The organism is Flavobacterium fluviatile, assembly GCF_010645065.1.
Classification (GTDB): domain Bacteria; phylum Bacteroidota; class Bacteroidia; order Flavobacteriales; family Flavobacteriaceae; genus Flavobacterium; species Flavobacterium fluviatile.
Genome location: NZ_JAADZW010000016.1, coordinates 100,958 through 127,072 on the forward strand (window position 1 = coordinate 100,958; position 26,115 = coordinate 127,072).

The following is a 26,115-nucleotide window of genomic DNA, read 5'->3' on the forward strand; positions in this document are numbered from 1 at the left end:
ATGAAATAGATTTTTTAAAACATTACAATTTCAATCCGTTAAAAAAAGGGTATTAAAAGTTCTCATCGATAAGTTCTTTATTGATTGCTGCTCCTGCAAAAGATCCGGAAGAAACCGCCAAAGCCACAGAACGCATCTGGGTAGTAGCATCTCCACTTGCGTAAATGCCGGGAACAGTTGTTTTTTGCATAAAATCAATCTTTATCAATCCTTGTTCGCTGAGCTCACAGCCTAAAATTTGCGGTAAAGGACAATGCTGCTCTAATTTTGGTCTTGCATAAACGGCTTTTACAGCAGTCTTTTCTCCATTTTTGAAAACAATATTTGAGATATAACCTGAGCTATGTTCGAGAGAATCTATTTCTTCTTCCAGAATCGAAATGCCATGATTTCTAAGTATTTGTGTTTGTTCCGAAGTTAATTCTGATTTCCCGTTGGTGTATAATTTCAGATCTTTAGTCCAGTTTGAAATTAGTTTTGCATATTCAAAACCCATTTCGCCATTGGCAATAATTGCCGTATTTTCATTTTTGACTTCATAACCGTGACAATACGGACAATGTAAAACCGATATTCCCCAACATGCTGAAAAACCTTTGATCTGCGGAAGCAAATCTTTAACTCCTGTCGCAAATAATAGCTTTTTAGAAGTAAATAGTTCTCCGGATTCTGTTTTAATTTCGAAACCATCGTTTGTTTTAATAGCATCAATGGCAAGTCCGCTAAAAAACTGAACCGTCTTGTAAAACCCGACTTGTAATTTGGCTTTCGCCAAAATAGCTGCCGGCGTTTCTCCATCATGCGTAATAAAATTATGAGAATGCGGTGTCTGTCTGTTGCATGGCATACCACTATCAATAACCAAAATCTGACGTAAAGAACGTCCTAAACTCATTGCAGCAGATAATCCGCTGTAACTGCCACCAATGATAATCACTTCAAAATTCTTTTGTTTCATAATTCTAATTTTTAATGATAATGTTTTTTATGCAATCTGTAATTTAATAAGTGTCCGATGATCATCCCGATTCCGCCGAAGTAAATTAAACCGATATGAATTTCAAATAGAAATTCAGCCAAAATACTGATCAAAATCAGACTCATTGAAACAACCAGAATTGAGGATACTAAAAGAGATGATTTTTTTATAATTTTGAAAATGGCAAAAACACCAACTGAAGCAAATAATAAATCAATTACCGGATTATGATTTATTCCTATAGGAAGGATTGTTAAAAGTGGAAAAATCAAACAATGCATCAAACAAATAGCTGCGGATGATAATCCTAAAATATCGTAAAAAGGTGTTGTGATTTTCTTCATTTCGTGTACATTTGCTTTAATGCAATTTTGTTGCAAATATACACATAAAAACCAAATTGCAACAATGTTGCGATATTATTTTTTATTCCTAAAATAAATGAAAACAACAAGAAATACTACAGCAAAGACAGCCGTTCTAGAGATTTTTGGCAAATCAAAAACCGCGCTCTCCCATACAGAAATTTACAAACAAATTGAAGATGTATGTGATCGCGTTACTGTTTACAGAATACTCGACCGTCTCGTAAATGATGATATCGTACATAAAATTGTTGACCTTGATGGAACCGTAAAATACGCAAAGTGCCATCATCATGCGCAGCGTGTCCATATCCATAACCACGCTCATTTCAGCTGCGAAAAATGCCTTGAAATAACCTGCCTTGAAAATGTCAAACCAAGTTATATTATGCCGCATAATTATAAAGTCAATAATATAAATTTTACATTATCAGGTTTATGTCCTAATTGTTTAAATTCAAACATTTAATATTTAGACTTGCCTAAAAATATTGTTTTTCTAAGCTATTTTTTCTATATATTTGGAAAACCAATATTTTACGAATGTCAAAGTCATTAGAAGAAGTTCATGAATCGGTTTCAACCGAAAATAAAAAAACAGGATTTAGAAAAATTCTTGCTTTTTTAGGGCCTGCCTATTTAGTAAGTGTCGGTTATATGGATCCGGGAAACTGGGCAACTGATTTAGCCGGAGGCAGTCAGTTTGGATATGCTCTTGTCTGGGTTTTGCTCATGAGTAACTTAATGGCTTTGCTCTTACAAAGTTTAAGCGCCCGTCTCGGCATTGTAACACAGCGCGATCTTGCACAGGCTTCAAGAGAAACGTATTCAAAACCGATCAATTATATTTTATATTTTCTGGCCGAGATAGCTATTGCCGCCTGTGATCTCGCAGAAGTGCTTGGAATGGCAATCGGAATTAATTTACTTTTTGGAATTCCGCTCTTAGAAGCCGTTTTAATTACCGTTTTAGATACGTTTTTATTGCTTTTCCTCATTAATAAAGGAATCAAAAAGATGGAAGCATTCATTATTGCTCTGGTAGCGATTATTGGATTTTCATTTATTTTCGAAATGATTTTTGCCGAACCGGAAATCCATAAAATAATTGGCGGACTTGTACCTTCTATTCCGAATTCTGCGGCATTATATATCGCCATTGGAATAATAGGTGCGACCGTTATGCCGCACAATCTTTACCTGCATTCCTCTTTGGTACAAACCCGAAAATTCGACAGAACTGCTGCCGGAATCAAACAAGCTTTGAAATATAACTTTATCGATTCTGCAATTGCCTTAAATCTTGCCTTTTTTGTAAATGCGGCAATTTTGATTCTCGCTGCTGCTACCTTTTACAAAAACGGAATGTACGAAGTTGCAGAAATTCAGGATGCTCATCAATTTCTGGAGCCTCTTTTAGGAACTAAGTGGGCACCGGCTCTTTTTGCTATTGCGCTAATTGCTGCCGGGCAAAGTTCCACAATAACCGGTACATTAGCCGGACAAATTGTAATGGAAGGTTATCTTCATTTCAGGATACAACCCTGGGTTCGCCGAATCATCACGCGTTTGATCGCGATTATTCCGGCTGTTATTGTAATTTTGATTTATGGTGAAAGCGTAACAGGCAAATTATTGATCTTGAGTCAGGTTATTCTGAGTCTTCAGTTAGGATTTGCCATCATTCCGTTAATTCATTTTGTGAGCGATAAATCGAAAATGAACGGTTTCCATATCTCAAAGCTTACACAGTTTGTTTCCTGGGTTATTGCTTTGATTATTGTATCGCTCAATGCTAAATTAGTGTATGATGAAATCACTTCATGGTTAGAAAATTCAGATAATCCGATTTTCTTATGGCTTACTGTAGTTCCATTGGCAGTGGGTCTTTTGGCATTGCTGCTTTACATTGTCTTTAAGCCTTTTATTGCTAAAGCCAAGTTAAAAACACTGAATCATTCGCCTCATAATCTTCAGCTGCAATTCACTCCAAAAGAAAGCCAAAGTATTAAAAACATTGCTGTTTCAGTAGATTTTTCAAATGCTGACGGTGCTGCCCTGAATAAAGCTTTTGAACTAGGAGGCCTCCAGGCGCAATACACTTTAATTCACGTTGTCGAAACTGTAGGAGCTTTAATGTACGGAGTTCATATCCACGATCATGAAACTACGATCGACGAAAAATTATTATTGGAATATAAAGAAATGCTTTCGCAGAAAGGATTCAGAATCGAAACCGAATTAGGTTTTGGAAAACCAAACTCCGTAATACCGAAAATCATAAATGAAGGCAATTTTGATATACTGGTTATGGGAACGCATGGTCATACCGGCTTAAAAGATATTTTATTTGGTACAACCGTAGACAAACTGAGACATAAAATTTCGATACCTTTGCTGATTGTTAAATAAAGGAGCAAAGGGTCAGAGGAACAAAGGGTCAAAGACTTTGCAACTCTGAAGCTTTGGACCTTTGAACCTTAAAAAAAATGACTTTTTCAGAAGAAAACTACCTAAAAGCTATATATCACCTTACGGCTTCCCTGGAAACAGAAGTGAGTACAAATGCCATTGCCGAAATAATGGAAACCAAAGCTTCCTCTGTTACGGATATGCTGAAAAAGCTGTCTGAAAAAGATTTGGTGAATTATAAAAAATACCAGGGAGTTTCATTAACCGAAAATGGAAAACTGGCTGCCAAAATGATTGTTAGAAAACATCGTTTGTGGGAAGTCTTTTTAGTAGAGAAATTAAATTTCAGCTGGGATGAAGTTCACGATATTGCTGAACAACTGGAACACATCAAATCTGAGCAATTGATTAACCGACTGGATGATTTTCTGGGAAATCCAACTGAAGACCCGCACGGAGATCCGATTCCGGATGCCAATGGACGAATTATTAAAATTGAAAAACAATTGCTTTCTGAATTGTCCGAAAACCAAATTGGCGTTTGCGTTGGTGTAAAAGACACTTCTTCAGAGTTTTTGAAATATCTGAACAAACAGGAAATTGCTTTAGGCTCTAAAATTGAATTCTTATCGAAAGAATCTTTTGATTTATCTGTAAAAATTAAAATTGACAACAGAGAGTTGTCCATTTCTAACAAAATAGCTTCTAATTTGTTTGTGAAGCTGGTTTAGAGGATATTCCGCAGAGATTTGCGAAAATTTATTCATTTGTCAGGCAGAGCGGAGTCGAAGCCCCGTTTGCTGAATCACTTTGCGGGCTTTGACTCTGCTCAGCCTGACAAAGCTAATAACATGATATTATACAATCCCCTTCTCAATCATCTCCAGCATTACCGGTGATGCATTTTTGAATGTTGGCGGCTGTTCGATGATACTTCCGGCGTTCTTTTTGTTTACTTTGAACGTTACATCATTCTCTGTTGTAAAAAGCAACGCGGTTAAAAATGGCTTTTTGATGTAGGATCCTAAGATTAGTAAAGCTTCATCTAATGTATGAATGCTTTCAATTTCTTCTGCTTTGTAACGGGTTGTCAATGAAATGGAAAACGTATTATCTTCATTTAAAACCAATCTGAAATAGATGTTTTTAATCTCGGTGTCACCAATGGTTTTGGCCAAAGTGAGTTTTGCGAAAGTGCCGGCCTGGATACTTTCTTTAACCCGTTCACAAAAAAGGGCAAATATTGGTTCGTACATTTTTTTAAGTTGCTAAGGTTCTGAGATGCTGAGGTTCTAAGTTTATCCTCTTTGTGTTATTATTTAACCGCAAAGGGCGCTAAGATTTACGCAAGGTTCGCTAAGTTTTTTAATTTTCCTTGTGTGCTTTGCGTCATTCCTAGCGAACTTTGCGGTTAAGCAAAATTATTTCCCTGTAAATTCTGCCTTCCTTTTTTCTAAAAAGGCAGTCGTTCCTTCTTTAAAATCCTGCGTTCCAAAACATTTTCCGAATGACTTGATTTCGGTATCAAAACCATTTTTTCCGTCTTCAAAATTTGCATTGATGGCTTTTATCGCTTTCCCTACAGCAAATGGAGCATTTTTAATGATTTTATGAGCAATTACGCTTGTAAAAGTTAATAATTCGGTCTGCGGAACAACGTAATTTACCAAACCAAATTCTTTCGCTTCTTCGGCAGAAATCATTGCTGCGGTCAGAATCATTTCCATTGCACGGCCTTTTCCTATTAACTGAGGCAGGCGCTGTGTACCTCCGTAACCCGGAATTAGTCCTAAGCTTACTTCAGGCAATCCCATCTTGGCATTAACCGAAGCTACCCTGAAATGACAGGCCATGGCCAACTCTAAACCGCCTCCTAATGCAAAACCATTTATCGCTGCAATTACAGGTTTCTTTAAATTTTCGATGTAATCAAAAAGTGACTCATGTCCTTCTGCTGCTAATTGTGTACCTTCCTCAATGGTATAATTTGCAAATTCAGAAATATCTGCTCCTGCCACAAAAGCTTTTTCACCGCTACCGGTTAAAATGATAACGCGAACTTCTTCATTTTTGTTTAATAATTTAATAGCCTTACTAAGATCATTTATAGTTGCTTTGTTTAAAGCATTCAGCTTTTCAGGTCTGTTAATGGTTACTGTAGCAACTTTTTCTTCGATTGAAATTATAATATTATCGTAATTCATGACCGTTATTTTAAGAGTTTGTAATAGGAAGAGAAACTGTAAACGTAGTTCCTTTTCCGTAAGCTGACTCAAAGGTAATTGTTCCTTTGTAATTTTCGATGATGTTTTTGATAATTCCGAGACCAAGTCCCATTCCACTCGTTTTGGTAGTAAACTTCGGTTCGAAAATTCGGCCTGTATCCAGTTTTTGAATACCGATTCCATTGTCTTTTACTGCAATTTCAACATTACCGTCACGACGTTTTACCGAAACAACTATTGATTTCTGAAATTGACTTTCCGGAATCGCCTGTGTTGCATTTTTAACTAAATTGGTAATCACACGAATCAGCTGCGTGCGATCCATTTTGGAAATGATTTCTTCTTCCTCTTTTTCAAAAGAAATATAATCTTCGTTGAAAATATCAAGTGCCAGTTCCACAACCTCAACTACATTTAACGTTTCATTTTGCTGGGCCGGCATCGAAGCAAAATTTGAAAACGCCGAAGCAACAGACGTCATCGTATCAATCTGCTGAATTAAAGTTTCCGAGTAATCGTTCATTTTCTGCTTAACGTCAGGATCATTCGGATCAAACTTTCGCTGAAAACTCTGAACCGTCAAACGCATTGGCGTAAGCGGATTTTTAATTTCATGTGCGACCTGTTTTGCCATTTCGCGCCAGGCTTCTTCACGTTCGCTTTGCGCTAATTTTATTGCACTGGTTTCCAGTTTGTCTACCATTCCGTTATAGGCTTTGATCAGAAAATTGACTTCTTTGCTATTCGCTTCCAAAACAATCTTCTCGTTTTTCTGATCCAGATTGGTCTCCTCTAATCTATCGGAAATGGTTTTCAGCGATTTTGTAATATAGGTCGAAAGGAAATACGCCAATCCAAAAGCGACAATCAGCATAAAAGAATACACCTGGCTCAGGCGAATCAGGAAAGTATTCAGCTCATTATCATAGTAACCATCGTCTTCTAAATAAGGAAGATTTAAGATTCCGAGAGGCTTGAATTTTTCATCTTTAATTAAACTGTAGGAGGACCGGTTTTTAACTCCGTCTATGGTTTTAATATCTACAAAACGCTTTTCGATAGAAGAACGAACCAGCTTTAAAATGAAATCCGGTATTGGAGGTGGTGCTTTATCAACGGCAAAAGACTCTTTGGATGATTTTAATAATTTTCCGTCAAGGCCGAAAATATTGATTTCAATTTTGTGAATCTGGGCTAATTCGTGGATTTTATCCTTAAAAATCAAATCCAGATTTTGGGTTTTCAGCGGATAAGTTGTAGTTGAAAGAACGTAATTGATATGTTCCTTTACCGCATTTTCTTTTCGTTCTAATCGTTCCTGATGGTATTCCTTGGCTTCATTTTTAAACTGAATAATAGAAATGGAAGCCAATAAACAAGATGCTACAACAATCAATACAATCATCGACAGGAAAATCCTGGTACGAAGTGACAGCATTGACATTTTGAAGTTTAGCATGTTTTTAGTGATTAGTGAACAGTGATTAGTAATTAGTTTCAAGCTTTTACTATTCACTAATTACTAATAACTAATTACTTTTTTTCTCTAATTCTTTTGTAAAACCTAAATCCCAGCATAATTAAAACTGAAAATAAAACAATTCCGATTACGCCGTAGATCCAGTTGATGGCACTTTTTAAAACTACTAAAAAAACAACGGCAAACAAAATAATCGTTGCACCTTCGTTCCATAAACGCATGAAATTATTAGAATATTTTACCTCGTTATTCTGCAATTGTTTGAAAATCTGATGGCATTTTGCGTGATACAGATACAAAAGGAAAACAAAACACAATTTTACATGCATCCAGGGCATTTTGAGCCATGCATTTCCTAAATCTGTAAAAAAAAGCATCCAAAAAGCAAAAGTACTCGCCAAAACCGCTGACGGCCAGGTGATGATATACCATAAGCGATACGTCATAATTTTGTACTGTGCCTGAAGGATTTCTTTTTCAGGAGACGGTTTTTCACTGGCTTCGATTTGATACACAAACAGACGCACAATATAAAACAAACCGGCGAACCAGGTTATTACAAATATTAGATGCAGTGATTTTAAATAGTTGTAGTATTCCATTTTGTTTTGTTTCAGGTTTCAGGTTTGAAGTTTCTGGTTTTTCTCAAAGTTGGCTAACTTGGAACATGAAACTTAAAACCTGAAACAAAAATATTATTTCGCCCAGTCGTTGATCCAGTTAGAAACAGTTTCACACCATTCATCATCATCATTCAGACACGGAATTGCCAAAAACTCTTCTCCTCCGTTTGCTTCGAAATCTTCTTTGGCGCGCATAGCGATTTCCTCTAAAGTTTCTAAACAGTCCGAAACGAATGCCGGGGTTACAACCGCTAATTTTTTGATTCCTTTCGCAGGCATATTGTCAATTTCAACATCCGTGTAAGGCTCTAACCATTTATCACCTGCCAGGCGCGATTGAAAAGTAAGGCTGTATTTATCTTCAGGAAGTCCTAATAATTTAATAACCTGTCTTGTTGTTTCATAACATTGGTGGCGGTAACAGAATTCATGTGCCGGAGATGGCGTATTGCAGCAGGAACCGTCAATTTTACAATGAGATTTGGTCACATCGGTTTTGCGGATATGACGCTCCGGGATTCCGTGGTATGAAAACAATAAATGATCGTATTCAAATCCAGTTAAGTGTTTCTGGATTGAATCTGCTAAGTTTTTGATGTAATCCGGTTTGTTGTAAAATGCCGGAACATCAGTAAATTTCATGTGAGGGAATTTTTTCTTTCGGATTTCTTCTGCTTTAACCAAAATAGTCAAAGTTGAAGCCATTGCATATTGCGGATATAGCGGAAAAAGCATTACATCTGTAACCCCTTTATCACTTAATTCCTGAAGCCCTTTTTCGATTGTCATGCTTCCGTAACGCATTGCCAGGGAAACCGGAACATTTACTAAAGGCTGTACTTTTTTTTGCATTCTTTTTGAAAGAACTACTAACGGTGAACCTTCTTCCCACCAGATTTTTGAATAAGCGTGTGCCGATTCTTCGGGTCTTTTTCTTAAAATAATGCCGCGAACCAATAATGCTCTCAATAAATACGGAACATCGATTACGTATTTATCCATTAAAAATTCGTCTAAATACGGTTTTACATCTTTTGGTTGTGGACTGTCCGGAGAACCTAAGTTTACTAATAATACGCCTTTCATTATTGTTTTTGCTTTAAGCTTTTGTTTGTTTTTAAAATTTTCAGCAAAAGTAAACACTCTACTTTATTAGAAATATGATAATTGTTAGTTTTTAATTATTGTTGGATATTCAAAATTGATTTAAACAATTCGGGAAATTTTTCACGCAGATTGACACAGATTAAAGTAGATTCTAATTTGTGCTAATTCGTGAAATTCGTGTTTAAACATTCGCATTAATTGACATCAAATACTTTTTAGGTGTTGTTCCGAATTTTTTCTTGAATGCGGCTATAAAGTGACTTCCGGTGCTGTAGCCGATTTTCAGTCCAACTTCATTAACATTATATGAACCGCTGTCTAACAATTTTCTGGCGAAATCCATTTTGTAATCGAACAAGAAACCGTAAACCGTATCGCCGTAAATTTGTTTGAAGCCCATTTTCAGCTTTTTCAGGTTCAGGCCAATTTCATCTGCCAGTTCCTGCAGTCCCGGAGGCTCTGCCATATTAGCAATTACGATTTCTTTTGCTTTTCGGATTTTCAGAACATTGTCTTCATCAATCAAAAACGGACATTGTTCTGCGTTTGGATCTTCGGTCCTGTTGAAATAGAGACTTAATAATTCATATCCTTTTCCTTTATAATACAGATTTTTTATGGATGGATGAAGATTATAATGAAACAGCTGACTCAGCACAATCGCCATTGACGGACTGATATTCCCTTCGTTATAATACTTTTTATCCTTATTGTCAGGACTTAAAAAAGTAATATAATTTGCTTCTGCAGAGAATAAAGCGTGAAATTTTTTGATGGACACAATAACTGAAATCACCCAGGAATTTTGAGCCAATTCTAAATTCAGCGGCAATTCTTTCTGTGGGTTGTATAAAAGCAACGATTTTTCTTCTTTAAGTTCTAAAGTATAATTGCCCTGATTGAACAAAAATTTCGCATTCCCTTTTAGTCCGAAATGAAACTGTATCAAACCGCTGCCTACTTCACGTTGTGCAAAAAAAGGTTCTGAACTGTCGTTTTGAAAACGTATAAGTGTAAAATCGTCTTCAATTTTTATTTCCTCCTCCATTTTTTGATTTGCTTTTACAAGTTATTATTCTCGTTTATCAAACGAATAATTGCCTTTCAAAATTAAATCTTTTTAGCGGTTTTTTGTTTACTTCCTTCTAAATTTATAAAATCTTTATTGTTTTAATGATTATTTCAAAATAGTTTCGATCTGAATATTGATTTTATTAGAAACCTTACTTTTTACAACACTCGGAATCATAATATTAAAATCGCTGGCATTTACACTAAAATTTGACAAAATACTAATTCCAGATGCCGGTCTGCTTATTCTAGCACGTATGGATATCTCCTTAGACTTTCCATGTAGTTCCAATTTTCCGTTAATAATAAATTCTTTAGGGCTTTCCGTCAGGCTCTTGGCATCGAAATTTTCTATTTTTCCTTTAAACGCTGCTTTAGGATACTGATCGCTTTCAATGTAATTTTCATTAAAATGTTCTTCCATTAAAGCCACCTTAAATCGAAATCCTTTCATGATCGCCAAGCTTGCTATTTCGCCTGTAACAGGATTGAGTACAAATGTAACATTGCTGTTAACAGCCTTTACCTCTTCAAAAGAAGGCACTGATGCTTCAAAAGTAATTTTACCTGATTTGCTGATTTTTTTTTCTTGCGAATTGCCGGTAAATGAAACAATAAGCAATATGAGAATAAATTTTTTCATGATTTTGGTTTGTATTAATTAATCCAATTTTCCTGTTTTACTTCAAAACTGCAATAATTTCAATTGTAACTTTATTATCAAGTTTATACTTTATAAGGGATGGAATCGGAATATCAAAATCACTTGCACTTACTGAAAAACCTGAAAGAATAGTTATTCGGGAACCAGATTTAGTGATTTTTGCATTTGCAGTCACGTCTTTTGATTTACCATGAAGTTCTAATTTTCCGTTGATTACGTAATCCTGATAATCTGCAGTTAACTTATTTGTGTCAAATTTTTCTATTTTCCCTCTAAAGACTGCTTTTGGAAATTTGTCCGTCTCCATATAATTTTCGTTAAAATGCTCTTCCATCAGAGCCATTTCAAACTGAAATCCTTTCATTAATGCCAGACTTGCAATTTCACCTGTTCTTTCATTCAGCACAAAAGTGACGTTACTATTGGTTCCCTTAACCGGTTGAAACGAAGGTACAGAAGCTTCAATAACGATTGTAGATGATTTGGTTATCATTTTCTCCTGTGCAAAAACAATAAATGAAGATAATAGCAGTGGAATGAGTATAGTTTTTTTCATGCTTTATGATGAATTATTTTTCTAATAATCCATCTTCATTCCATTTTTTAACAACGTCAATTGTTGCCTGTGGTAATCGGGGTCCGCCTCTTGGCATTAATGAACTGTCGCCATTTTCTAAAGAGATCCTCGTAAGCAGCCCCCGGTTTAAAACTGCATTTTTTACCTGATCATAGGTTACTAATGACATAGGCGCGCCATTTACCGGAGTGGCAGCATGGCATACCACACAATTGTTATCAATAATAGATTTTACATTCTGATTGTAAGTGGCCAAACCTGTGACCGGCACAACATCAGATAAAGTATCCGGATTATCATCGGTACAGCTTACCAGAACTGAAGCAAATAATAAAACGATGAAAAGATTTTTCAAATTCATAATAATGGTTGGTTTTTAATTTATAAATGAAGAAATGGTTTGTAAAAGCATTTTCAGACATATACGGAAAAATGTGTGGTATAGATTTTTTCAAGCGACATTTTAAAAACCAATCCAATAGTTTGTTTTTAACGTAGATAACTGAAAAGCTAAAAAAATGACAAAAAAAATACTTACCGCAGTATCCATTTGCTTACTAACTGGAATTTCGATTTACTGCTACACTTACAAAGAGCATCGCAACATCGAGACAGAAACTGCAGATTACAAAGTAACCGTTTCCGGGCTTGAAAAAGAATTTAGTTCTAATGATAGTCTGGCTTACATTAAATACCAGGACAAAACAATTGTACTGACAGGCCGGATAACTGCTATAGATTACACAAGTAACGGAATCGTTTTGGGTAAAAAAATATTTGCAACATTCAGCAGTCACCTGCCACAAAACATTAACCCGGGAAAAACACTAACGATCAAAGGCCGGTTTTTAGGATATGATGAATTATTGCAGGAATTCAAAATAGATCAGACCTCAGTAGTACGCTAACCAATAACAATTTAAAACTAACCTTATGAAAAATCTTATCCTCTTATTGTTTTTATTTCCTATAATAACTTATTCACAAGAAGATTTATTAACCGGAATTGATACTCCTGTTCAAAAAGAAAAAGTGACCTCTGCTTTTAAAGCACTGAAAATTGTCAATCTCGAATCGACAAAACTAGCGGCAAAAGGCGACCTGTATTTTGTTGTTGCACACCGTTTTGGTTCTGTACAAGATGGCTTTGAAGGTTTCTACGGACTTGATAATGCCAATACCCAGATTAAATTTATATACGGAATAACAAACACAATTAATATGAGCGCCGCCCGAAGTGAATTTGCTTATGATTTTGCTGCAAAATATACTTTGTTTCCTCAAATAAAAGACGGTTTTCCCGTTACTATTGCGGGTTTCAACAGTTTGTCAATCAACAACAAGTTAAAAGAAAACCTGTACCCAAAGCTTGAATTTAAAAACCGGCTTACTTATGTCGCACAATTACTAATCTCAAGGAAGTTTACTGAAAATCTGTCATTAGAAGTGGTTCCGACGTTCTTTCATGAAAATTTTGTTGAAGACACAGACCAGGATAATTCGCAATACGCTGTGGGTTTTGGCGGAAGATATAAATTTTCTAAACGCTGGTCATTAAATATTGATTATGCAGCACACCTCAACAGATCGGCAAATTCACTTTATAACAATCCATTATCAATAGGTTTTGACTTAGAAACCGGAGGACATGTTTTTCAGATGCATTTTACGAGTTCACAGGGCATTGATGAAGCAAGTTACCTGGGCAGAACAACGGGCGACTGGAAAAATGGTGATGTGTTTTTTGGATTTAATCTCTCAAGGGTATTCTAAAAAGCAAACATTTGTTGTACGGGATTAGTGGGTGACTATAACCCCTTTCTATTCATAACAATTCTAAATTAATCCTTTTCCTATATAAAATAAAACCATCCTGAAAAAACCACCGTATATCATTTTTACAATCTAACCATTTTAAAAGTTATCGATATGAAAATGAATAAAACAATAAAAAAAATTCTCTGGTCAGGATTGATAGTCATCCTGCTATTTACTGGCATTTTGCTTTTTCACATCATTACCGCAAAACCTGCTGTTTATGAAAGTCCGAATTTGCAGGTAAGCCGTATTGATTTTAAAAGAGACATAGATTCTGTTGAGGCTAAACAAATTTGTTCAGATTTACGATCTATCAAAGGACTAACTTCAGATTCTATTATAGTGAAAAAAAATGTGGTAGTGTATTTCCACAACAATAAAATCACTAATTCTGAAAAAGTATATAATGAATTGATGAGCAAAAGACCTTATGATGCCAAACGTTATATTCTGCCGGCACACTTAGCCACCAAAGAAGTCTGCCCTGTAAATCAAAACAGTATGAGCTACAAATTATCTCAAAAAGTAAATCAGTTTTTTAATTAACCCTTTAATATTTTTATTATGAAAAATCTTTCTAAAATTACACTTAGTGTATTGATAATTGCATCGGCAGCCCTAACTTCCTGCAACAATGATGATGACGATCCTAAACCACCAGTAAAAGCATCTATATATGAACGTCTGGGCGGTACAAAAATGGTTGCAGATCCGGATAACTCAGGACAGATGATTGAACAGGGGCGTTTGAGTTTCCGTAAAGTTGTCAACTCAACTATTGGTTTGATTGTAGCCGATATTCAGTCTAATGCATCCGGAAACTTGCAGGCACATTTTGCTCCTGTTTTAGCAGAAACCGGAAATACCCAGGCAACCAGTATTGCAAGATTGTCTGATAACCTGACTGATTTCTTTTCATTCAATACAGGAGGCACAAATGCGGTTAATACCTATTCTGGCTTGAATATGGTTGCAGCACATGATCCGGCAAAAAACCCTCGTATGGGAACAAAATCCAGTAGTGCAGATTATACAAAATTTGTAGGTTATGTTGGTGCTGCGGCAAATTCAAACGGAGTAGCTTCAAATACAGAACTTTATACTGATATTGTAGCTGTATTAGAATCTTTAAGAACACCAATAGTTCAAAAATAATTCATTTCTTATGAGACCCTGCCTTAATTTCATGGCAGGGCTTCATTTAACGAAGCTGTTTTTATATCTCAACTTTCCAGACTCATGTAAGTGAATGGGATATAAACCCAAAAAAGCATTTTATACGAACTCATAGCGATATTTTTTCGTACAATATTTAAAACAAAAGCCAGGCTGTTATTTAGAACAAATATACATAACAGGTTGTTGAATGCTTGATATCATTATAAAAGGCAATAAGTCCTATTTAGAACAGCCAAAATGAATCAATTTATTCCATAGCGATATAAAAAGTACCTCTAGCGTTGTTTTTATAAATTAGATAGTAATAATTTTGTTGCACTTTTTAACGAAAGTATAATATGGAAAATTTTAATATGTCCAGAACTACCACTTTTTACGCTTTAGGTTTAAGTTATAAAAAAGCAGATGCTACAATTAGGGGAAAATTTAGTTTAGATGCTAAAGCACAATCTGATTTACTTGCTCAGGCAAAAACCGAAGGAATAGAATCATTAATTGTCACTTCTACCTGCAACAGAACTGAAATTTATGGTTTTGCGAATCATCCGTACGAATTAATCAAATTACTTTGCGATAACAGTAATGGATCTGTTGAGGAATTTCGCGAAGTTGCCTACATATACAAAAATCAGGAAGCCGTAAACCATATGTTTCGCGTAGGAACAGGTTTAGACAGTCAGATCCTGGGTGATTTTGAAATCATCAGCCAGATTAAAATCGCTTTTAACCTTAGTAAATCTGAGGGTTTAATTAATACTTTTATTGATCGCCTTGTCAATAGCGTTATTCAGGCTAGCAAAAAGGTCAAAACAGATACTGAAATTTCTTCCGGTGCAACATCGGTTTCGTTTGCATCGGTTCAATATATCATTAAAAACGTAGAAGATATTGGAAACAAAAACATTCTGCTATTCGGAACCGGAAAAATAGGGCGCAATACCTGTGAAAATTTAGTAAAACATACTAAAAACGGTCACATCACGCTTATCAACAGAACCAAAAACAAAGCCGAAATCCTGGCCGGAAAACTAAATGTAATCGTAAAAGACTACGCTAACCTCCAGGAAGAAATACAACAAGCCGATGTTTTGGTTGTAGCAACAGGGGCAAAAAACCCAACTATTGACAAAACATTACTGAATTTAAAAAGACCTTTACTGATTCTGGATTTATCTATCCCAAGAAACGTAAATCCTGATGTAGAACAAATTGCGGGTGTTACTTTAATACATTTAGATTATTTGTCACAGATGACAGATGATACACTTGAAAGAAGAAAACAGCATATTCCTGCTGCCGAGGCGATAATCGAGGATATGAAATTAGAATTCAACATCTGGATGAACGGCCGTAAATATGCGCCAACTATTCATGCGTTAAAAGCAAAACTAAACGATATGGTTGCCGGAGAACTGGCCTTTCAAAAAAAGAAGATGCTTAATTTTGATGAAGAACAGGCTGAATTAATCAGTTCCCGAATTATACAAAAAATTACCAGTCAGTTTGCCAGTCACTTAAAAGACGAAAATACTTCTATCGACGAAAGCATTGAGTTTATTGAAAAAGTGTTTCAAATTGGGCAGCTTGCGCCAAAAAATATTCCTTCCCCAGTTGAAGAAAAATACAAAATCAACCTCTCATAATAGTTAAACAGAATGTTCCTTACTTTTAAGGATCCAAAAAAATATGGCTCAAAAAGTTATCAGAATAGGAACCCGCGATAGTGAGCTCGCACTTTGGCAGGCTCATACCGTCGAAAAAAAATTAAATGATTTAGGCTTTAAAACTTCAATTGTTGCCGTAAAATCTCAAGGGGATATTATTCTTGACAAACCACTCTACGAACTCGGAATTACCGGAATCTTTACTAAAACTTTAGACATTGCCATGATCAATGGTGATATTGATATTGCGGTACATTCGATGAAAGATGTTCCTACTGCTTTGCCAAAGGGTATTGTTCAGGCAGCAGTTTTACCAAGAGCCAATGTTTTAGATATTTTAGTCCATAAAGGAAATCCTGATTTTACAAATCCAAGCACCATTGCAACCGGAAGTCTGCGTCGTCAGGCACAATGGTTCAATAAATATCCGAATCATACCGTAGTTGATTTACGCGGAAACGTAAATACACGTATGCAGAAGTTACAGGATAACAACTGGGACGGAGCTGTTTTTGCTGCTGCTGGTTTGGAACGAATCAATTTAAAACCAGAAAATTGCATCAATTTAGACTGGATGATTCCGGCGCCGGCACAAGGAGCAATGCTGGTTGTGGCAATGGAAAATGACAATTATACTCTTGATGCGCTTTCGCAATTAAATGATATCGAAACTGAGATTTGTACATACATCGAACGTCAGTTTTTAAGAACGCTTGAAGGCGGTTGTACTGCACCAATTGGAGCTTTGGTTACCTATAATGAAGACGAAGACACTTTACACTTTCAAGGCGTTTTACTTTCTATTGACGGAAAACAAAAACTGGAAATTAATAAAACGGTTGACATTTCTGAATGGAAAAAACTAGGTTTTAACTCAGCTCAGGAAATTTTGAATAATGGCGGAACCGAATTAATGCAGAAAATCAAAGAATCCCTGAAAAAATAATGGCAAACCAAGTTCAGATATTATCTACTAAAATATTATCTCCGCTTCATAAGCAAGAGTTAATGAAATACGGTATTGAAGTAATCGAAGCCGATTTCATCAAAACCGAAAACAGACCTTTCGAACTAAAAGACCTCAACGAAAATTTGATTTTTACAAGTCAGAATGCCGTTCACAGTGTTTTATCTCATCCAAAATCGGAAGAACTGAAAAAGAAAAACGTGTACTGCGTTGGACTGAAAACAAAAACATTATTGACAGATAACGGATTCAACGTTGTTGCTTATACAGGTTATGCCGCAGATTTAGCCGAAATCATCTCTTTGATTTACGGAAGTGAGAGCTATACTTTTTTTAGCGGAAATCTTAGACGAGATACTTTGCCGGAAGCTTTGAAAGAAAACAGCATTAAATTCAATGAAATTAAGGTTTACGAAACTACGCTGCAGCCTCAAAAAATAAAAGCAAATCCGGAAGCGATTTTGTTTTTTAGTCCGTCAGGAGTTAAGAGTTATCTGAAAGACAATAAAATTCAAAAACAAATCTGTTTCTGCATTGGCGACACCACCGCAGAAGCTTTAGCTAAAATTACCAAAAACATTATCGTAGCAGATCAGCCTACAATTGAAGACGTGATCGAAGATGTAATTCAAGAATATAAATAACAATAACAAACCTAACAGGTTTTTGAAACCTGTTAGGTTTAAACATAGAAACTCATGTTAAAAAACGACCTATTTTTAAAAGCATTAAAAGGAGAAACAGTTCAGCGACCACCGGTATGGATGATGCGTCAGGCGGGAAGATATTTGCCGGAATTCAGAGCACTTCGTGATAAATATGACTTTTTTACGCGTTGCGAAACTCCGGAATTAGCTGCTGAAATCACGGTTCAGCCAATTCGCAGAATTGCTCCTGATGCTGCTATTTTATTCTCAGACATTTTAGTAGTTCCAAGAGCTATGGGAATTCACGTAGAATTGAAAGACAATTTAGGTCCGATTATTCCGGATCCGATTCGTACTATGGAGCAAGTAAACCAGGTTTTTGTTCCGGATGTAAATGAAACATTAGGTTACGTTTTTGACGCTGTGAAATTAACTAAAGAAATGCTGAACGATGAAGTTCCGTTAATTGGTTTTGCAGGTTCGCCCTGGACCATTTTCTGCTATGCTGTTGAAGGAAAAGGTTCTAAAAGTTTTGATACAGCAAAAGGATTCTGTTTTTCAAACCCGGTTGCAGCACATACTTTATTGCAAAAAATCACTGATACGACCATTTTATACTTAAAAGAAAAAGTAAAATCAGGAGTGAATGCCGTTCAGATTTTTGATTCCTGGGGAGGAATGCTTTCTCCGGTTGATTATCAGGAATTTTCATGGAAATACATCAATCAGATTGTTGAAGCATTGGCTGAAGTTACACCCGTAATTGTTTTCGGAAAAGGATGCTGGTTTGCTTTGGGTGAAATGGGAAAAAGTAAAGCTTCTGCATTAGGAGTGGACTGGACATGCTCTGCAAGAAATGCTAGATATTTATCTGGTGGAAATGTTACTTTACAGGGAAATTTTGATCCTTCAAGATTGCTTTCCCCAATTCCGACTATCAAGAAAATGGTTCACGAAATGATCGACGAGTTCGGAAAAGATAAATATGTAGTGAATCTGGGTCACGGAATTTTACCAAATATCCCTGTAGATCACGCAAAAGCGTTTATTGATGCGGTGAAGGAATACGGACAGTAAATAATTGAAAATATTCTGCGTGATTTCCTGCAAGGTTTCCAAAACCTTGTAGGTTTAAAAGTTGTTTTTATATTTACAGTAAAAACTTACATTAAAATGAAAACAACTTGAGAATGAAACTCGAAGTATTGCAAAAAGACTGTTATTATCATATTTATAATCGAGGCATTAATGGAACAACTGTTTTTGAAAATGAAGCTAATAAACTTTATTTCTTAAAACAATTAGCTAAATATTCAACAGATAAAATTTCAATTTTTGCTTATTGCCTGATGACTAATCATTTTCATTTGATTATTCGCCTTAATTCAGAAGAAAAAGAAGTTACTCAGGCATTTTCAAATTTGTTTAATTCTTATGCAAAAGCATTCAATAAGCAAGTTAACAGAACTGGAAGTTTATTTGAAAAACATTTCAAAAGAATAAAATTAAAAGACGAAACTTATTTAAAACAATTGATTGTTTATATCCATTTGAATCCCAAACATCATTTTGATTTAGATTTCAAAAGTTTCAAATTTTCATCATATCAGACCTATTTATCTGATAAAGAGACAAAAATAGAGAGGAATGAGATTATAAATTTATTTGGAGATTTAGAAAATTTTATTTTTTGTCACAATCAAAAGAATGACTTTTTAAATGAGACGTATACTTTTGAGTAATCACGGCTTTTCTTCTAAGGTCTTCGAAACCTTGAAGAGCTAATTGGAAATGAATTTAGATAAAAACACATAAAAATACCTACAAGGTTTGAAAACCTTGCAGGATAAAGAAATAAGAGAAAATCATGCTCAACAAAGGCTTAAGAGACGAAGAAAAAATTAGAATTGATAACGTCCTCAAAACGTTACGATCTCTTGTTTATGTTCCTTACCCTTTGAATAATATTGAAAAAGAAAACATCGAAAATCAGCTGAAAGAAATTGGCTTGAATCTCGAAACTTTATCCAGTTATACAAATGAGGATTTGATTTCATTATTAATGCGACTTCATTTTGATTTTGAACATTTAGAACAATTCGGAGATATTTTGATCGAATTCTCTAAAGACGAAAATTATAATTTTACTGATAAAGCGCTTGCCGTTTATCAATATATTCAACAGCAAAGTAAAGTTTTTTCTTTTGGGATTAATGCTAAAATTATTTCATTAAAAAACTAAATGAATTCTTTCGAAAAAATTTTAACCGATATCTTAGATTTTGACTTCAAAAACTTGAATCCAATATATCAAGGTTTTTTTGTTATGTGCTTTTTGGCAATATTTGTTAGTACGTGCTCTTATTTTTCAAACGATGCTAAAATTAGTAAAGATGGATATAAAGAAATGTCTAGTAAAAGTTTTTCTGGATTAATAATAAAGAAATATAAAGATGAACATAATCATATGACTCCCACTTTTAAACTAAAGGATTCTAGTGAAATATATGTTTATTCTTTTTTTTGGGAAAAAGCCGAAATAGGAGATTCATTATCAAAAAAAGCAAATTCAAGATTTATAAAAATTTTTAAAAAAGATACTACAATAGTAATTGATATGAATGTTGCATTCAAATATCATGATACTTTTCCAGAAAAATAAAATTATGAAAGATAAATTTTACACCTACATACAACAATTACAAGACCAAATCTGCACAGGATTAGAAGCCGTTGACGGAACTGCAAAATTCCGTGAAGACCTATGGAAACGTCCTGAAGGCGGTGGCGGAAGAACACGCGTTATTGAAAACGGAGCTGTTTTCGAAAAAGGTGGCGTGAATATTTCAGCCGTTCACGGAAAACTTCCGGAAACCATGCAAAAGATGTTCAATGTTGGTGAAGCTGATTTTTTTGCCTGTGGATTAAGTTTGGTATTACATCCGAAAAACCCAATGACTCCAACAGTTCACGCAAACTGGCGCTATTTTGAAATGTACGATACTTCGACTCCGCTCAGTACAGGTTCGCCTAAAATAATTCAGCAATGGTTTGGCGGCGGACAGGATTTAACGCCTTATTATTTGTTTGAAGAAGATGCAAAACACTTTCATCAAACCTGCAAAACTGCCTGTGACAAACACAATCCGGAGTTTTATCCGAAATATAAAAAACAATGCGATTCGTATTTTTGGAATGCACATCGAAACGAAGCACGCGGACTTGGCGGTTTATTCTTTGATTATTGCAAAGCAAATGACCAAATGTCAATGGAAAACTGGTATGATTTCGTTACCGAAGTTGGAAATAGTTTCCTCGAAGCGTATGTGCCAATTGTAGAAAGAAGAAAAAACCTTTCATACACTCCTGAAAACAGAAACTGGCAGGAAATTCGTCGTGGCCGTTATGTGGAGTTTAATCTGGTTCACGACAAGGGCACATTATTTGGTTTAAAAACCAACGGAAGAATCGAAAGTATTTTGATGAGTTTGCCTCCCCACGTACAATGGGTTTATGACCATCATCCTGAAGCAGGAAGCGAGGAAGAAAAACTGATAAAAGTTTTGGAAAATCCCGTAGACTGGATTTAACTACAAAGCATAAAAAAGCCCTAAATTGATATTTTTAGGGCTTTGTCTTTTTAAATTATTTCGTACTTAGTTCGTCAACTAAATCTAAAGTCTGCAGAATGATATTTTTATCTGCTTTAGAGGAGTTTAGCTTTAACTCGAATTTGAGTTTGTTATCAACCAGTTTTTTTGCCGAATATAAAGTCACATCTGTAAACTGCTGCGTTAGTCTGTTCAGGCTTTTTATATCAGATGGTTTAGCTTCTCCTGAATTAGAATAAGCTGTAACCAATTTATCCATGCTCACCCGGGCTGCAAAATAATTTTGTTTCAGTTCCTTTTTAACTTCTTTTGAAAATGAATTCTCTTTTGGAAAAATATGATCAATACTGTTTCCAATAATCACCACATCTTTGTCCTTAAAAATAAACAAATTACCAAATTCCTGGGTTCCTTTTATTTCGTAATAATTTCCTTTTTGAGTCAGTCCTTTTTTACGAACGCCTAATTGAATCAGTTTTTCACCAAAAGTCGGGTGTGTTGAAGTAAAAATCACTGAAAATAACGGCACCTGTTTTTTTATGGTTTTCACTACCTCTTTGGACTCAAAATTCTCATCGTACTCATACGTTTTTGTGGTTACTTTCTTTTCGGAAACATCATAAAGAAACATACTTAAATCCCCATCGAAAAGAGTAGCTGTAGCTTCTTCATCAATAATGGTCGAAATAATGTCAGTTGCAACACCAATATCCTCTTTCAGGATATATGGATTATTGAAAATTTCAGCGCTTAGTGTCGGAAAACTATTGAGCATTTCCTTTGTATTAAAATGATAGGTCATGTAACCGAGCGGTTTTTGAGCTGGAAAATAATTAAAGATGTTTTTATTCGCTTTCCTGTTACTGATTTTCCCCACCAAATCTGCAATTGGTTTGGAATATTCTACAATTTCCTCAATCCGTGCATTATCATTATCAAAATAAAAATCGACATTTATCCCTTTTACAAAATTCCCCCAGTTTTTCTGGCTTGGAAAAAACTTATTATAAGTTGTAAATTGTGCCAAAGCCATATAAGCCGAATTGAAACCGCTCAATGCCGCTCCATAATCAACCCAGCAGGAAATATCAGCGTTTTCATGTACTTTATCTGAAGCCGGAACCGTAAATCCGTTTTCAAAAAGCAATTTTATAAACCTGTTTTGACTGATGGCCTGAATGCTGTCAAAAGCTGTCTGCTCTTTTTGGTAATTAGCATAATAATTATCTGAATAATCTGCGTAAGTTGTATCTACTGAAGATTCAGCCGGTACATCAATAACAACATCTGTAGCTTCCACTGCTACTGAATCCATAATGGGTGGAGCAGTAGTATAATCATTATAAGAATATCTTTTGGTTAATCCGAAAATGACCAAATGGCTGTCATTCCACGCCAAAGTTGTTTTTTTATCGCCGGAATTATATACAGAATACTGTCCAAAATCTTCGATTAGAGGTTTTGCAAGCGAATCATTTCCTTTGTCCTGCTGAATTAAAAAGGCTTTAATATCACTTCTGCTTTTAATTGGAATTGTAATCTGATAATAGGGAATACTATCTGAATAATTCCCGTGGACCGTTATTTTCTGGTCTAATTTTATAAGATTTGCATATTCATTCACGTCCAGTTTCATTTTATCTTTCGCATTTTTTAAAAGAGAATGATTTAAAACCTCAGCAACGTTAACTTTTTTAGAAAGCTGACTTCCATTAAACTGAACAAAATAATCCTGTTTTTTTGAAAGTGTCTGACCGTGGATTAAGCTGAATGTGAATAAAATTATTAATGTAAAAAATTGTTTCATGGGGAAGTATAATGATTATTGATTTAATTGAATCTTGTTATTCATCAGCGATGATTTTTTAAGGACACTGTACATGCTTTGTTTTAAGAACACTGTTTTTTTGTTTTTGGAAATTTTGCTGTTAGCATTGGATGTCGATGCAATATCATGATCAAAAGTGTAAATTGATACAATGCTGGCTTTTTCCAGATCTTCCTTTTTCTTTTCGTCCTTAATCAGTTTTTCAGTAATTGGATACGATGCAATTCTCTCAAAACTCTTTGAATCTGCCGCAAAATGAATCTGATTTTTTTGCTTGTTCAAAGTATTTACAACTTCGTTCAACGCTTTCGGATTTTTATAATCTAATTTGATGATAAAAACATATCTGTCAAAATCGGTTTTGGTTGTTACATTTGAAATTCCATCTATTTTTGAAACTTTTGATTTAAATTCCTCCATTTTCTGAGTGATTTCCTGTTCGTTTGGAATTTTCACTCCATCTACTTCTTCCAGCCAGATAGCCGATTTTGTTTTTAACCACGACTGCGAAAAATCAACCATCAGCGTATATTCGCCACTTTGATCATCATGGTGTTTGATTCTTTCTGTTATTTCAAAACAGCCAGTTAAGAGTAAACAGCAGCACAATGCAAATATTTTCTTCATTTGAGAAATTTAAATTTGAAAAATTCATTCCGTAAGAAGATTCCTGACAGAAGTTAAAAAAAGTGATACGAATTTAGATAATATTAACGAATTCTAACTCATTACAGGTTTATTATTTAGCCGATATTTCTGTAACTTTGCGCCACTTATTTTAATTTCAGTTCTGGAAGGAATATAAGCTCTTAATATTTCCTTTAGAACCTATAAAAAACAACTATGTTCCCACTACAAAGAAACCGCCGTTTAAGAACTAATGAGTCGATTCGTTCTTTAGTTCGTGAAACTACTTTAAGTCCAAATGATTTTATGCTTCCGATGTTTGTTGCCGAAGGAAAAGATGTAAAAGTCGCCATTCCGTCGATGCCCGGAATTTACCGCCATTCATTGGACAATACCATAAAAGAAGTAAAGGAAGCGTGGGATCTGGGAATCAAAGCGGTGAATATTTATGTAAAAGTAAGCGACCATCTTAAGGACAATAAAGGCGTTGAGGCCTGGAACAAAGACGGTTTGATGCAACAGACTATCCGTGCTATTAAAGATGCTGTTCCGGAAATGATTGTAATGCCGGATGTCGCTTTAGATCCTTATTCCATTTACGGTCATGACGGAATTATAGAAAACGGCCAGTTAATTAATGATGCGACAGTTGATGCTTTGACCCGAATGAGCCTAAGCCACGCTGAAGCCGGAGCCGATTTTGTAGCGCCAAGCGACATGATGGACGGAAGGGTTTTGGCTATCAGAAAAGCTTTGGAAGAAAACGGTCACCATAACGTGGGGATAATGAGTTATAGTGCCAAATATGCTTCAGCTTTTTACGGACCATTTCGTGATGCTTTAGATTCTGCTCCTGTAGATTCACAAAATATTCCAAAAGACAAGAAAACTTATCAGATGGATTATGCTAATCGAATTGAAGGAATCCGCGAAGCATTATTAGACGTTGAAGAAGGTGCTGACATCGTAATGGTAAAACCGGGAATGGCATATCTGGACATTGTTCGTGAAGTAAAAAATGCCGTTCATGTACCTGTTGCGGTTTATCAGGTATCTGGTGAGTACGCAATGGTAAAGGCCGCAGCTGAAAAAGGTTGGCTGGATCACGACAAAATTATGATAGAGCAACTTTATTGCATTAAGCGTGCAGGAGCTAATATTATCTCTACTTATTTCGCCAAAGAAGCTGCTGCAATTTTAAATAAATTATCATGAAAAAGATTCTGCTTTTGATTGTACTTCTTTATGGAAATTTAATTACGGCACAGGATTTAGTAAATGAAGCTTTTGTGGAAAAATGGGATAATTCTAAAACGTATCTTTTAGATATTGTAAAAATGATGCCAGAAGAAAAGCTTGATTATAAGCCTACCCAAAGAGAAATGAGTTTTAAAGATCAAATATTTCATATACTGGATAATATGTCTTGGTTGAGTAAGGCTTATTTTACCAATGAAAAACACATTAAAATAGACCATTCTTCGATTGTTCTAAAAGAAGATATCCTGAAAGAAATTGAAATTTCATTTGATAAAGCAAAAAAGATAATTGAAGCTAATAAGGGAATTGATTTAAGTCAAAAAGTAGAATTTTTTGCCGGACCGAAAACAAAACTTCAAATTCTGAATTTAATGCAAGATCATGTCACACATCATCGTGGACAATTAATAGTTTATTTAAATTTAAATCAAATTCAGCCTCCTAAATATATTGGCTGGTAAAATTAATTATGAAAAAAATAGTATTCTTATTTGCCATTTTAACTTTATCATCCTGTAAAAAAGAAAGTCAGGAACCTTTTGGTAAAACAACAGAAAGCACGGAAGCTTATTCTGAAGGAGAATCGGCAGAAGTCAAAACACCGGAAGAATTAGGAAAATCAATTTTTGAAGGAAAAGGAAATTGTACTTCCTGCCATCAGGTGGATCAAAAAGTAATTGGACCAAGTATTCAGGAAATTGCTAAAATCTACAAAGACAAAAAAGGAGACATCGTTACTTTCCTAAAAGGAAATGGTGAACCGATTGTTGATCCAGGTCAGTTTGCTGTTATGAAAACTAATTTTCCTGTAACCCAGGCAATGTCTGATCAAGAACTAAAAGCAATTGAAACCTATATTTATAGTCATCTGAAATAATACAAAACAAAAACGGCGCTCAGATTCAGCGCCGTTTTTCATATTCTTTATTCTTTTAGACACTATCCCAAAAAGTGTGTAAGTTGAAAAGTTTAGGCTCCTGTTTTTATAATCGGAGCCTTTTTTCAAATATA

The 26,115-nt window shown here is 35.1% G+C and carries 31 protein-coding genes; 18 read left to right on the forward strand and 13 right to left on the reverse strand.

Annotated elements, in window-relative coordinates; translation table 11 throughout:
• Positions 1 to 52: 52 nt before the first annotated feature.
• Positions 53 to 958 carry an NAD(P)/FAD-dependent oxidoreductase gene (locus tag GXM17_RS15260; protein ID WP_163400186.1) on the reverse strand — a complete coding sequence of 302 codons (906 nt, stop codon included), beginning with the start codon at positions 956 to 958 and terminating at the stop codon, positions 53 to 55.
• An 11-nt stretch (positions 959 to 969) separates the two neighbouring features.
• Positions 970 to 1,323, reverse strand: coding sequence for a MerC domain-containing protein (locus GXM17_RS15265; RefSeq protein WP_163400187.1), 354 nt, complete (start codon positions 1,321 to 1,323; stop codon positions 970 to 972).
• 97 nt (positions 1,324 to 1,420) lie between these two features.
• Here GXM17_RS15265 and GXM17_RS15270 point away from each other — a divergent pair, with 97 nt between their 5' ends.
• From GXM17_RS15270 to GXM17_RS15280, 3 genes are all read left to right on the forward strand, one after another.
• Positions 1,421 to 1,813, forward strand: coding sequence for a Fur family transcriptional regulator (locus GXM17_RS15270; RefSeq protein WP_163400188.1), 393 nt, complete (start codon positions 1,421 to 1,423; stop codon positions 1,811 to 1,813).
• A gap of 74 nt (positions 1,814 to 1,887) precedes the next feature.
• Positions 1,888 to 3,756: an Nramp family divalent metal transporter gene (locus tag GXM17_RS15275; protein WP_163400189.1), complete on the forward strand. Its 1,869-nt coding sequence runs from the start codon at positions 1,888 to 1,890 to the stop codon at positions 3,754 to 3,756.
• A gap of 77 nt (positions 3,757 to 3,833) precedes the next feature.
• Positions 3,834 to 4,487, forward strand: a complete 654-nt coding sequence (locus GXM17_RS15280) for a metal-dependent transcriptional regulator (protein WP_163400190.1) — start codon at positions 3,834 to 3,836, stop codon at positions 4,485 to 4,487.
• 126 nt (positions 4,488 to 4,613) lie between these two features.
• Here the strand turns inward: GXM17_RS15280 and GXM17_RS15285 are convergent, their stop codons facing one another.
• From GXM17_RS15285 to GXM17_RS15325, 9 genes are all read right to left on the reverse strand, one after another.
• Positions 4,614 to 5,012: a hypothetical protein gene (locus GXM17_RS15285; RefSeq protein WP_163400191.1), complete on the reverse strand. Its 399-nt coding sequence runs from the start codon at positions 5,010 to 5,012 to the stop codon at positions 4,614 to 4,616.
• 165 nt (positions 5,013 to 5,177) lie between these two features.
• The gene (locus GXM17_RS15290) at positions 5,178 to 5,960 is read right to left on the reverse strand and encodes an enoyl-CoA hydratase/isomerase family protein (protein ID WP_163400192.1); all 783 of its coding nucleotides are present in this window, start codon (positions 5,958 to 5,960) and stop codon (positions 5,178 to 5,180) included.
• Positions 5,961 to 5,970: 10 nt separating this feature from the next.
• Complete coding sequence (locus tag GXM17_RS15295; RefSeq protein WP_163400218.1) at positions 5,971 to 7,386, reverse strand: sensor histidine kinase; 1,416 nt, start codon at positions 7,384 to 7,386, stop codon at positions 5,971 to 5,973.
• A 128-nt stretch (positions 7,387 to 7,514) separates the two neighbouring features.
• Positions 7,515 to 8,063, reverse strand: coding sequence for a CopD family protein (locus tag GXM17_RS15300; RefSeq protein ID WP_163400193.1), 549 nt, complete (start codon positions 8,061 to 8,063; stop codon positions 7,515 to 7,517).
• Positions 8,064 to 8,156: 93 nt separating this feature from the next.
• Positions 8,157 to 9,170 carry a ferrochelatase gene (gene hemH / locus GXM17_RS15305; RefSeq protein WP_163400194.1) on the reverse strand — a complete coding sequence of 338 codons (1,014 nt, stop codon included), beginning with the start codon at positions 9,168 to 9,170 and terminating at the stop codon, positions 8,157 to 8,159.
• A 202-nt stretch (positions 9,171 to 9,372) separates the two neighbouring features.
• Positions 9,373 to 10,239: an AraC family transcriptional regulator gene (locus GXM17_RS15310; protein WP_163400195.1), complete on the reverse strand. Its 867-nt coding sequence runs from the start codon at positions 10,237 to 10,239 to the stop codon at positions 9,373 to 9,375.
• 129 nt (positions 10,240 to 10,368) lie between these two features.
• Positions 10,369 to 10,905, reverse strand: coding sequence for a YceI family protein (locus GXM17_RS15315; protein ID WP_163400196.1), 537 nt, complete (start codon positions 10,903 to 10,905; stop codon positions 10,369 to 10,371).
• Positions 10,906 to 10,942: 37 nt separating this feature from the next.
• The gene (locus GXM17_RS15320; protein WP_163400197.1) at positions 10,943 to 11,482 is read right to left on the reverse strand and encodes a YceI family protein; all 540 of its coding nucleotides are present in this window, start codon (positions 11,480 to 11,482) and stop codon (positions 10,943 to 10,945) included.
• 13 nt (positions 11,483 to 11,495) lie between these two features.
• A complete protein-coding gene (locus GXM17_RS15325) occupies positions 11,496 to 11,864 on the reverse strand; it encodes a hypothetical protein (protein ID WP_163400198.1) in 369 nt (122 codons plus the stop codon).
• Between the two features lie 157 nt (positions 11,865 to 12,021).
• Here GXM17_RS15325 and GXM17_RS15330 point away from each other — a divergent pair, with 157 nt between their 5' ends.
• The 12 genes from GXM17_RS15330 to hemF all read left to right on the forward strand — a co-directional run bounded on the left by GXM17_RS15330 (position 12,022) and on the right by hemF (position 21,368).
• The gene (locus GXM17_RS15330) at positions 12,022 to 12,411 is read left to right on the forward strand and encodes a hypothetical protein (protein ID WP_163400199.1); all 390 of its coding nucleotides are present in this window, start codon (positions 12,022 to 12,024) and stop codon (positions 12,409 to 12,411) included.
• 25 nt (positions 12,412 to 12,436) lie between these two features.
• The gene (locus GXM17_RS15335) at positions 12,437 to 13,276 is read left to right on the forward strand and encodes a DUF5777 family beta-barrel protein (RefSeq protein WP_163400200.1); all 840 of its coding nucleotides are present in this window, start codon (positions 12,437 to 12,439) and stop codon (positions 13,274 to 13,276) included.
• 156 nt (positions 13,277 to 13,432) lie between these two features.
• A complete protein-coding gene (locus GXM17_RS15340; RefSeq protein ID WP_163400201.1) occupies positions 13,433 to 13,867 on the forward strand; it encodes a beta/gamma crystallin family protein in 435 nt (144 codons plus the stop codon).
• Positions 13,868 to 13,885: 18 nt separating this feature from the next.
• Complete coding sequence (locus GXM17_RS15345) at positions 13,886 to 14,476, forward strand: globin family protein (protein ID WP_163400202.1); 591 nt, start codon at positions 13,886 to 13,888, stop codon at positions 14,474 to 14,476.
• 362 nt (positions 14,477 to 14,838) lie between these two features.
• Complete coding sequence (gene hemA, locus GXM17_RS15350; protein ID WP_163400203.1) at positions 14,839 to 16,143, forward strand: glutamyl-tRNA reductase; 1,305 nt, start codon at positions 14,839 to 14,841, stop codon at positions 16,141 to 16,143.
• Positions 16,144 to 16,186: 43 nt separating this feature from the next.
• A complete protein-coding gene (gene hemC / locus GXM17_RS15355; RefSeq protein WP_163400204.1) occupies positions 16,187 to 17,110 on the forward strand; it encodes a hydroxymethylbilane synthase in 924 nt (307 codons plus the stop codon).
• Positions 17,110 to 17,775 carry a uroporphyrinogen-III synthase gene (locus GXM17_RS15360; RefSeq protein ID WP_163400205.1) on the forward strand — a complete coding sequence of 222 codons (666 nt, stop codon included), beginning with the start codon at positions 17,110 to 17,112 and terminating at the stop codon, positions 17,773 to 17,775. The genes hemC and GXM17_RS15360 overlap by 1 nt, the downstream gene beginning before the upstream one ends.
• Before the next feature lie 54 nt (positions 17,776 to 17,829).
• A complete protein-coding gene (gene hemE, locus GXM17_RS15365; protein ID WP_163400206.1) occupies positions 17,830 to 18,855 on the forward strand; it encodes a uroporphyrinogen decarboxylase in 1,026 nt (341 codons plus the stop codon).
• 113 nt (positions 18,856 to 18,968) lie between these two features.
• Positions 18,969 to 19,520 carry a transposase gene (locus tag GXM17_RS15370; RefSeq protein ID WP_163400207.1) on the forward strand — a complete coding sequence of 184 codons (552 nt, stop codon included), beginning with the start codon at positions 18,969 to 18,971 and terminating at the stop codon, positions 19,518 to 19,520.
• 125 nt (positions 19,521 to 19,645) lie between these two features.
• On the forward strand, positions 19,646 to 20,020 hold the full coding sequence (locus tag GXM17_RS15375; RefSeq protein ID WP_163400208.1) for a hypothetical protein: 375 nt from the start codon (positions 19,646 to 19,648) through the stop codon (positions 20,018 to 20,020).
• A complete protein-coding gene (locus GXM17_RS15380; protein WP_163400209.1) occupies positions 20,021 to 20,440 on the forward strand; it encodes a hypothetical protein in 420 nt (139 codons plus the stop codon). It begins immediately after the preceding gene.
• 4 nt (positions 20,441 to 20,444) lie between these two features.
• Entirely contained in the window at positions 20,445 to 21,368 is a 924-nt protein-coding gene (hemF, locus tag GXM17_RS15385; RefSeq protein WP_163400210.1) for an oxygen-dependent coproporphyrinogen oxidase, read from the forward strand.
• Positions 21,369 to 21,423: 55 nt separating this feature from the next.
• On the opposite strand, the gene GXM17_RS15390 is transcribed toward hemF, so the two are convergent.
• A complete protein-coding gene (locus GXM17_RS15390) occupies positions 21,424 to 23,196 on the reverse strand; it encodes a hypothetical protein (protein ID WP_163400211.1) in 1,773 nt (590 codons plus the stop codon).
• 15 nt (positions 23,197 to 23,211) lie between these two features.
• Complete coding sequence (locus tag GXM17_RS15395; RefSeq protein ID WP_163400212.1) at positions 23,212 to 23,844, reverse strand: hypothetical protein; 633 nt, start codon at positions 23,842 to 23,844, stop codon at positions 23,212 to 23,214.
• A gap of 216 nt (positions 23,845 to 24,060) precedes the next feature.
• On the opposite strand from GXM17_RS15395, the gene hemB reads away from it, so the two are divergent.
• From hemB to GXM17_RS15410, 3 genes are read left to right on the forward strand one after another with little or no spacing between them, the layout of a single operon-like run.
• Positions 24,061 to 25,059: a porphobilinogen synthase gene (gene hemB / locus GXM17_RS15400; protein ID WP_163400213.1), complete on the forward strand. Its 999-nt coding sequence runs from the start codon at positions 24,061 to 24,063 to the stop codon at positions 25,057 to 25,059.
• Positions 25,056 to 25,565, forward strand: coding sequence for a DinB family protein (locus GXM17_RS15405; RefSeq protein ID WP_163400214.1), 510 nt, complete (start codon positions 25,056 to 25,058; stop codon positions 25,563 to 25,565). Before hemB ends, GXM17_RS15405 begins: the two co-directional genes overlap by 4 nt.
• A gap of 8 nt (positions 25,566 to 25,573) precedes the next feature.
• Positions 25,574 to 25,981: a c-type cytochrome gene (locus tag GXM17_RS15410; protein ID WP_163400215.1), complete on the forward strand. Its 408-nt coding sequence runs from the start codon at positions 25,574 to 25,576 to the stop codon at positions 25,979 to 25,981.
• Positions 25,982 to 26,115: the final 134 nt, after the last annotated feature.

Coding starts and splice junctions, on each gene's coding strand:
- GXM17_RS15380 (WP_163400209.1), top strand. CDS start 20,021: ATGAATTCTTTCGAAAAAATTTTAACCGATATCTTAGATTTTGACTTC.
- GXM17_RS15270 (WP_163400188.1), top strand. CDS start 1,421: ATGAAAACAACAAGAAATACTACAGCAAAGACAGCCGTTCTAGAGATT.
- GXM17_RS15325 (WP_163400198.1), bottom strand. CDS start 11,864: ATGAATTTGAAAAATCTTTTCATCGTTTTATTATTTGCTTCAGTTCTG.
- hemF (WP_163400210.1), top strand. CDS start 20,445: ATGAAAGATAAATTTTACACCTACATACAACAATTACAAGACCAAATC.
- GXM17_RS15390 (WP_163400211.1), bottom strand. CDS start 23,196: ATGAAACAATTTTTTACATTAATAATTTTATTCACATTCAGCTTAATC.
- GXM17_RS15275 (WP_163400189.1), top strand. CDS start 1,888: ATGTCAAAGTCATTAGAAGAAGTTCATGAATCGGTTTCAACCGAAAAT.
- GXM17_RS15345 (WP_163400202.1), top strand. CDS start 13,886: ATGAAAAATCTTTCTAAAATTACACTTAGTGTATTGATAATTGCATCG.
- GXM17_RS15290 (WP_163400192.1), bottom strand. CDS start 5,960: ATGAATTACGATAATATTATAATTTCAATCGAAGAAAAAGTTGCTACA.
- GXM17_RS15330 (WP_163400199.1), top strand. CDS start 12,022: ATGACAAAAAAAATACTTACCGCAGTATCCATTTGCTTACTAACTGGA.
- hemC (WP_163400204.1), top strand. CDS start 16,187: ATGGCTCAAAAAGTTATCAGAATAGGAACCCGCGATAGTGAGCTCGCA.
- GXM17_RS15370 (WP_163400207.1), top strand. CDS start 18,969: ATGAAACTCGAAGTATTGCAAAAAGACTGTTATTATCATATTTATAAT.
- GXM17_RS15375 (WP_163400208.1), top strand. CDS start 19,646: ATGCTCAACAAAGGCTTAAGAGACGAAGAAAAAATTAGAATTGATAAC.
- GXM17_RS15315 (WP_163400196.1), bottom strand. CDS start 10,905: ATGAAAAAATTTATTCTCATATTGCTTATTGTTTCATTTACCGGCAAT.
- hemH (WP_163400194.1), bottom strand. CDS start 9,170: ATGAAAGGCGTATTATTAGTAAACTTAGGTTCTCCGGACAGTCCACAA.
- hemA (WP_163400203.1), top strand. CDS start 14,839: ATGGAAAATTTTAATATGTCCAGAACTACCACTTTTTACGCTTTAGGT.
- GXM17_RS15340 (WP_163400201.1), top strand. CDS start 13,433: ATGAAAATGAATAAAACAATAAAAAAAATTCTCTGGTCAGGATTGATA.
- GXM17_RS15310 (WP_163400195.1), bottom strand. CDS start 10,239: ATGGAGGAGGAAATAAAAATTGAAGACGATTTTACACTTATACGTTTT.
- GXM17_RS15335 (WP_163400200.1), top strand. CDS start 12,437: ATGAAAAATCTTATCCTCTTATTGTTTTTATTTCCTATAATAACTTAT.
- GXM17_RS15280 (WP_163400190.1), top strand. CDS start 3,834: ATGACTTTTTCAGAAGAAAACTACCTAAAAGCTATATATCACCTTACG.
- hemB (WP_163400213.1), top strand. CDS start 24,061: ATGTTCCCACTACAAAGAAACCGCCGTTTAAGAACTAATGAGTCGATT.
- GXM17_RS15410 (WP_163400215.1), top strand. CDS start 25,574: ATGAAAAAAATAGTATTCTTATTTGCCATTTTAACTTTATCATCCTGT.
- GXM17_RS15260 (WP_163400186.1), bottom strand. CDS start 958: ATGAAACAAAAGAATTTTGAAGTGATTATCATTGGTGGCAGTTACAGC.
- hemE (WP_163400206.1), top strand. CDS start 17,830: ATGTTAAAAAACGACCTATTTTTAAAAGCATTAAAAGGAGAAACAGTT.
- GXM17_RS15405 (WP_163400214.1), top strand. CDS start 25,056: ATGAAAAAGATTCTGCTTTTGATTGTACTTCTTTATGGAAATTTAATT.
- GXM17_RS15320 (WP_163400197.1), bottom strand. CDS start 11,482: ATGAAAAAAACTATACTCATTCCACTGCTATTATCTTCATTTATTGTT.
- GXM17_RS15300 (WP_163400193.1), bottom strand. CDS start 8,063: ATGGAATACTACAACTATTTAAAATCACTGCATCTAATATTTGTAATA.
- GXM17_RS15360 (WP_163400205.1), top strand. CDS start 17,110: ATGGCAAACCAAGTTCAGATATTATCTACTAAAATATTATCTCCGCTT.
- GXM17_RS15295 (WP_163400218.1), bottom strand. CDS start 7,386: ATGATTGTATTGATTGTTGTAGCATCTTGTTTATTGGCTTCCATTTCT.
- GXM17_RS15395 (WP_163400212.1), bottom strand. CDS start 23,844: ATGAAGAAAATATTTGCATTGTGCTGCTGTTTACTCTTAACTGGCTGT.
- GXM17_RS15265 (WP_163400187.1), bottom strand. CDS start 1,323: ATGAAGAAAATCACAACACCTTTTTACGATATTTTAGGATTATCATCC.
- GXM17_RS15285 (WP_163400191.1), bottom strand. CDS start 5,012: ATGTACGAACCAATATTTGCCCTTTTTTGTGAACGGGTTAAAGAAAGT.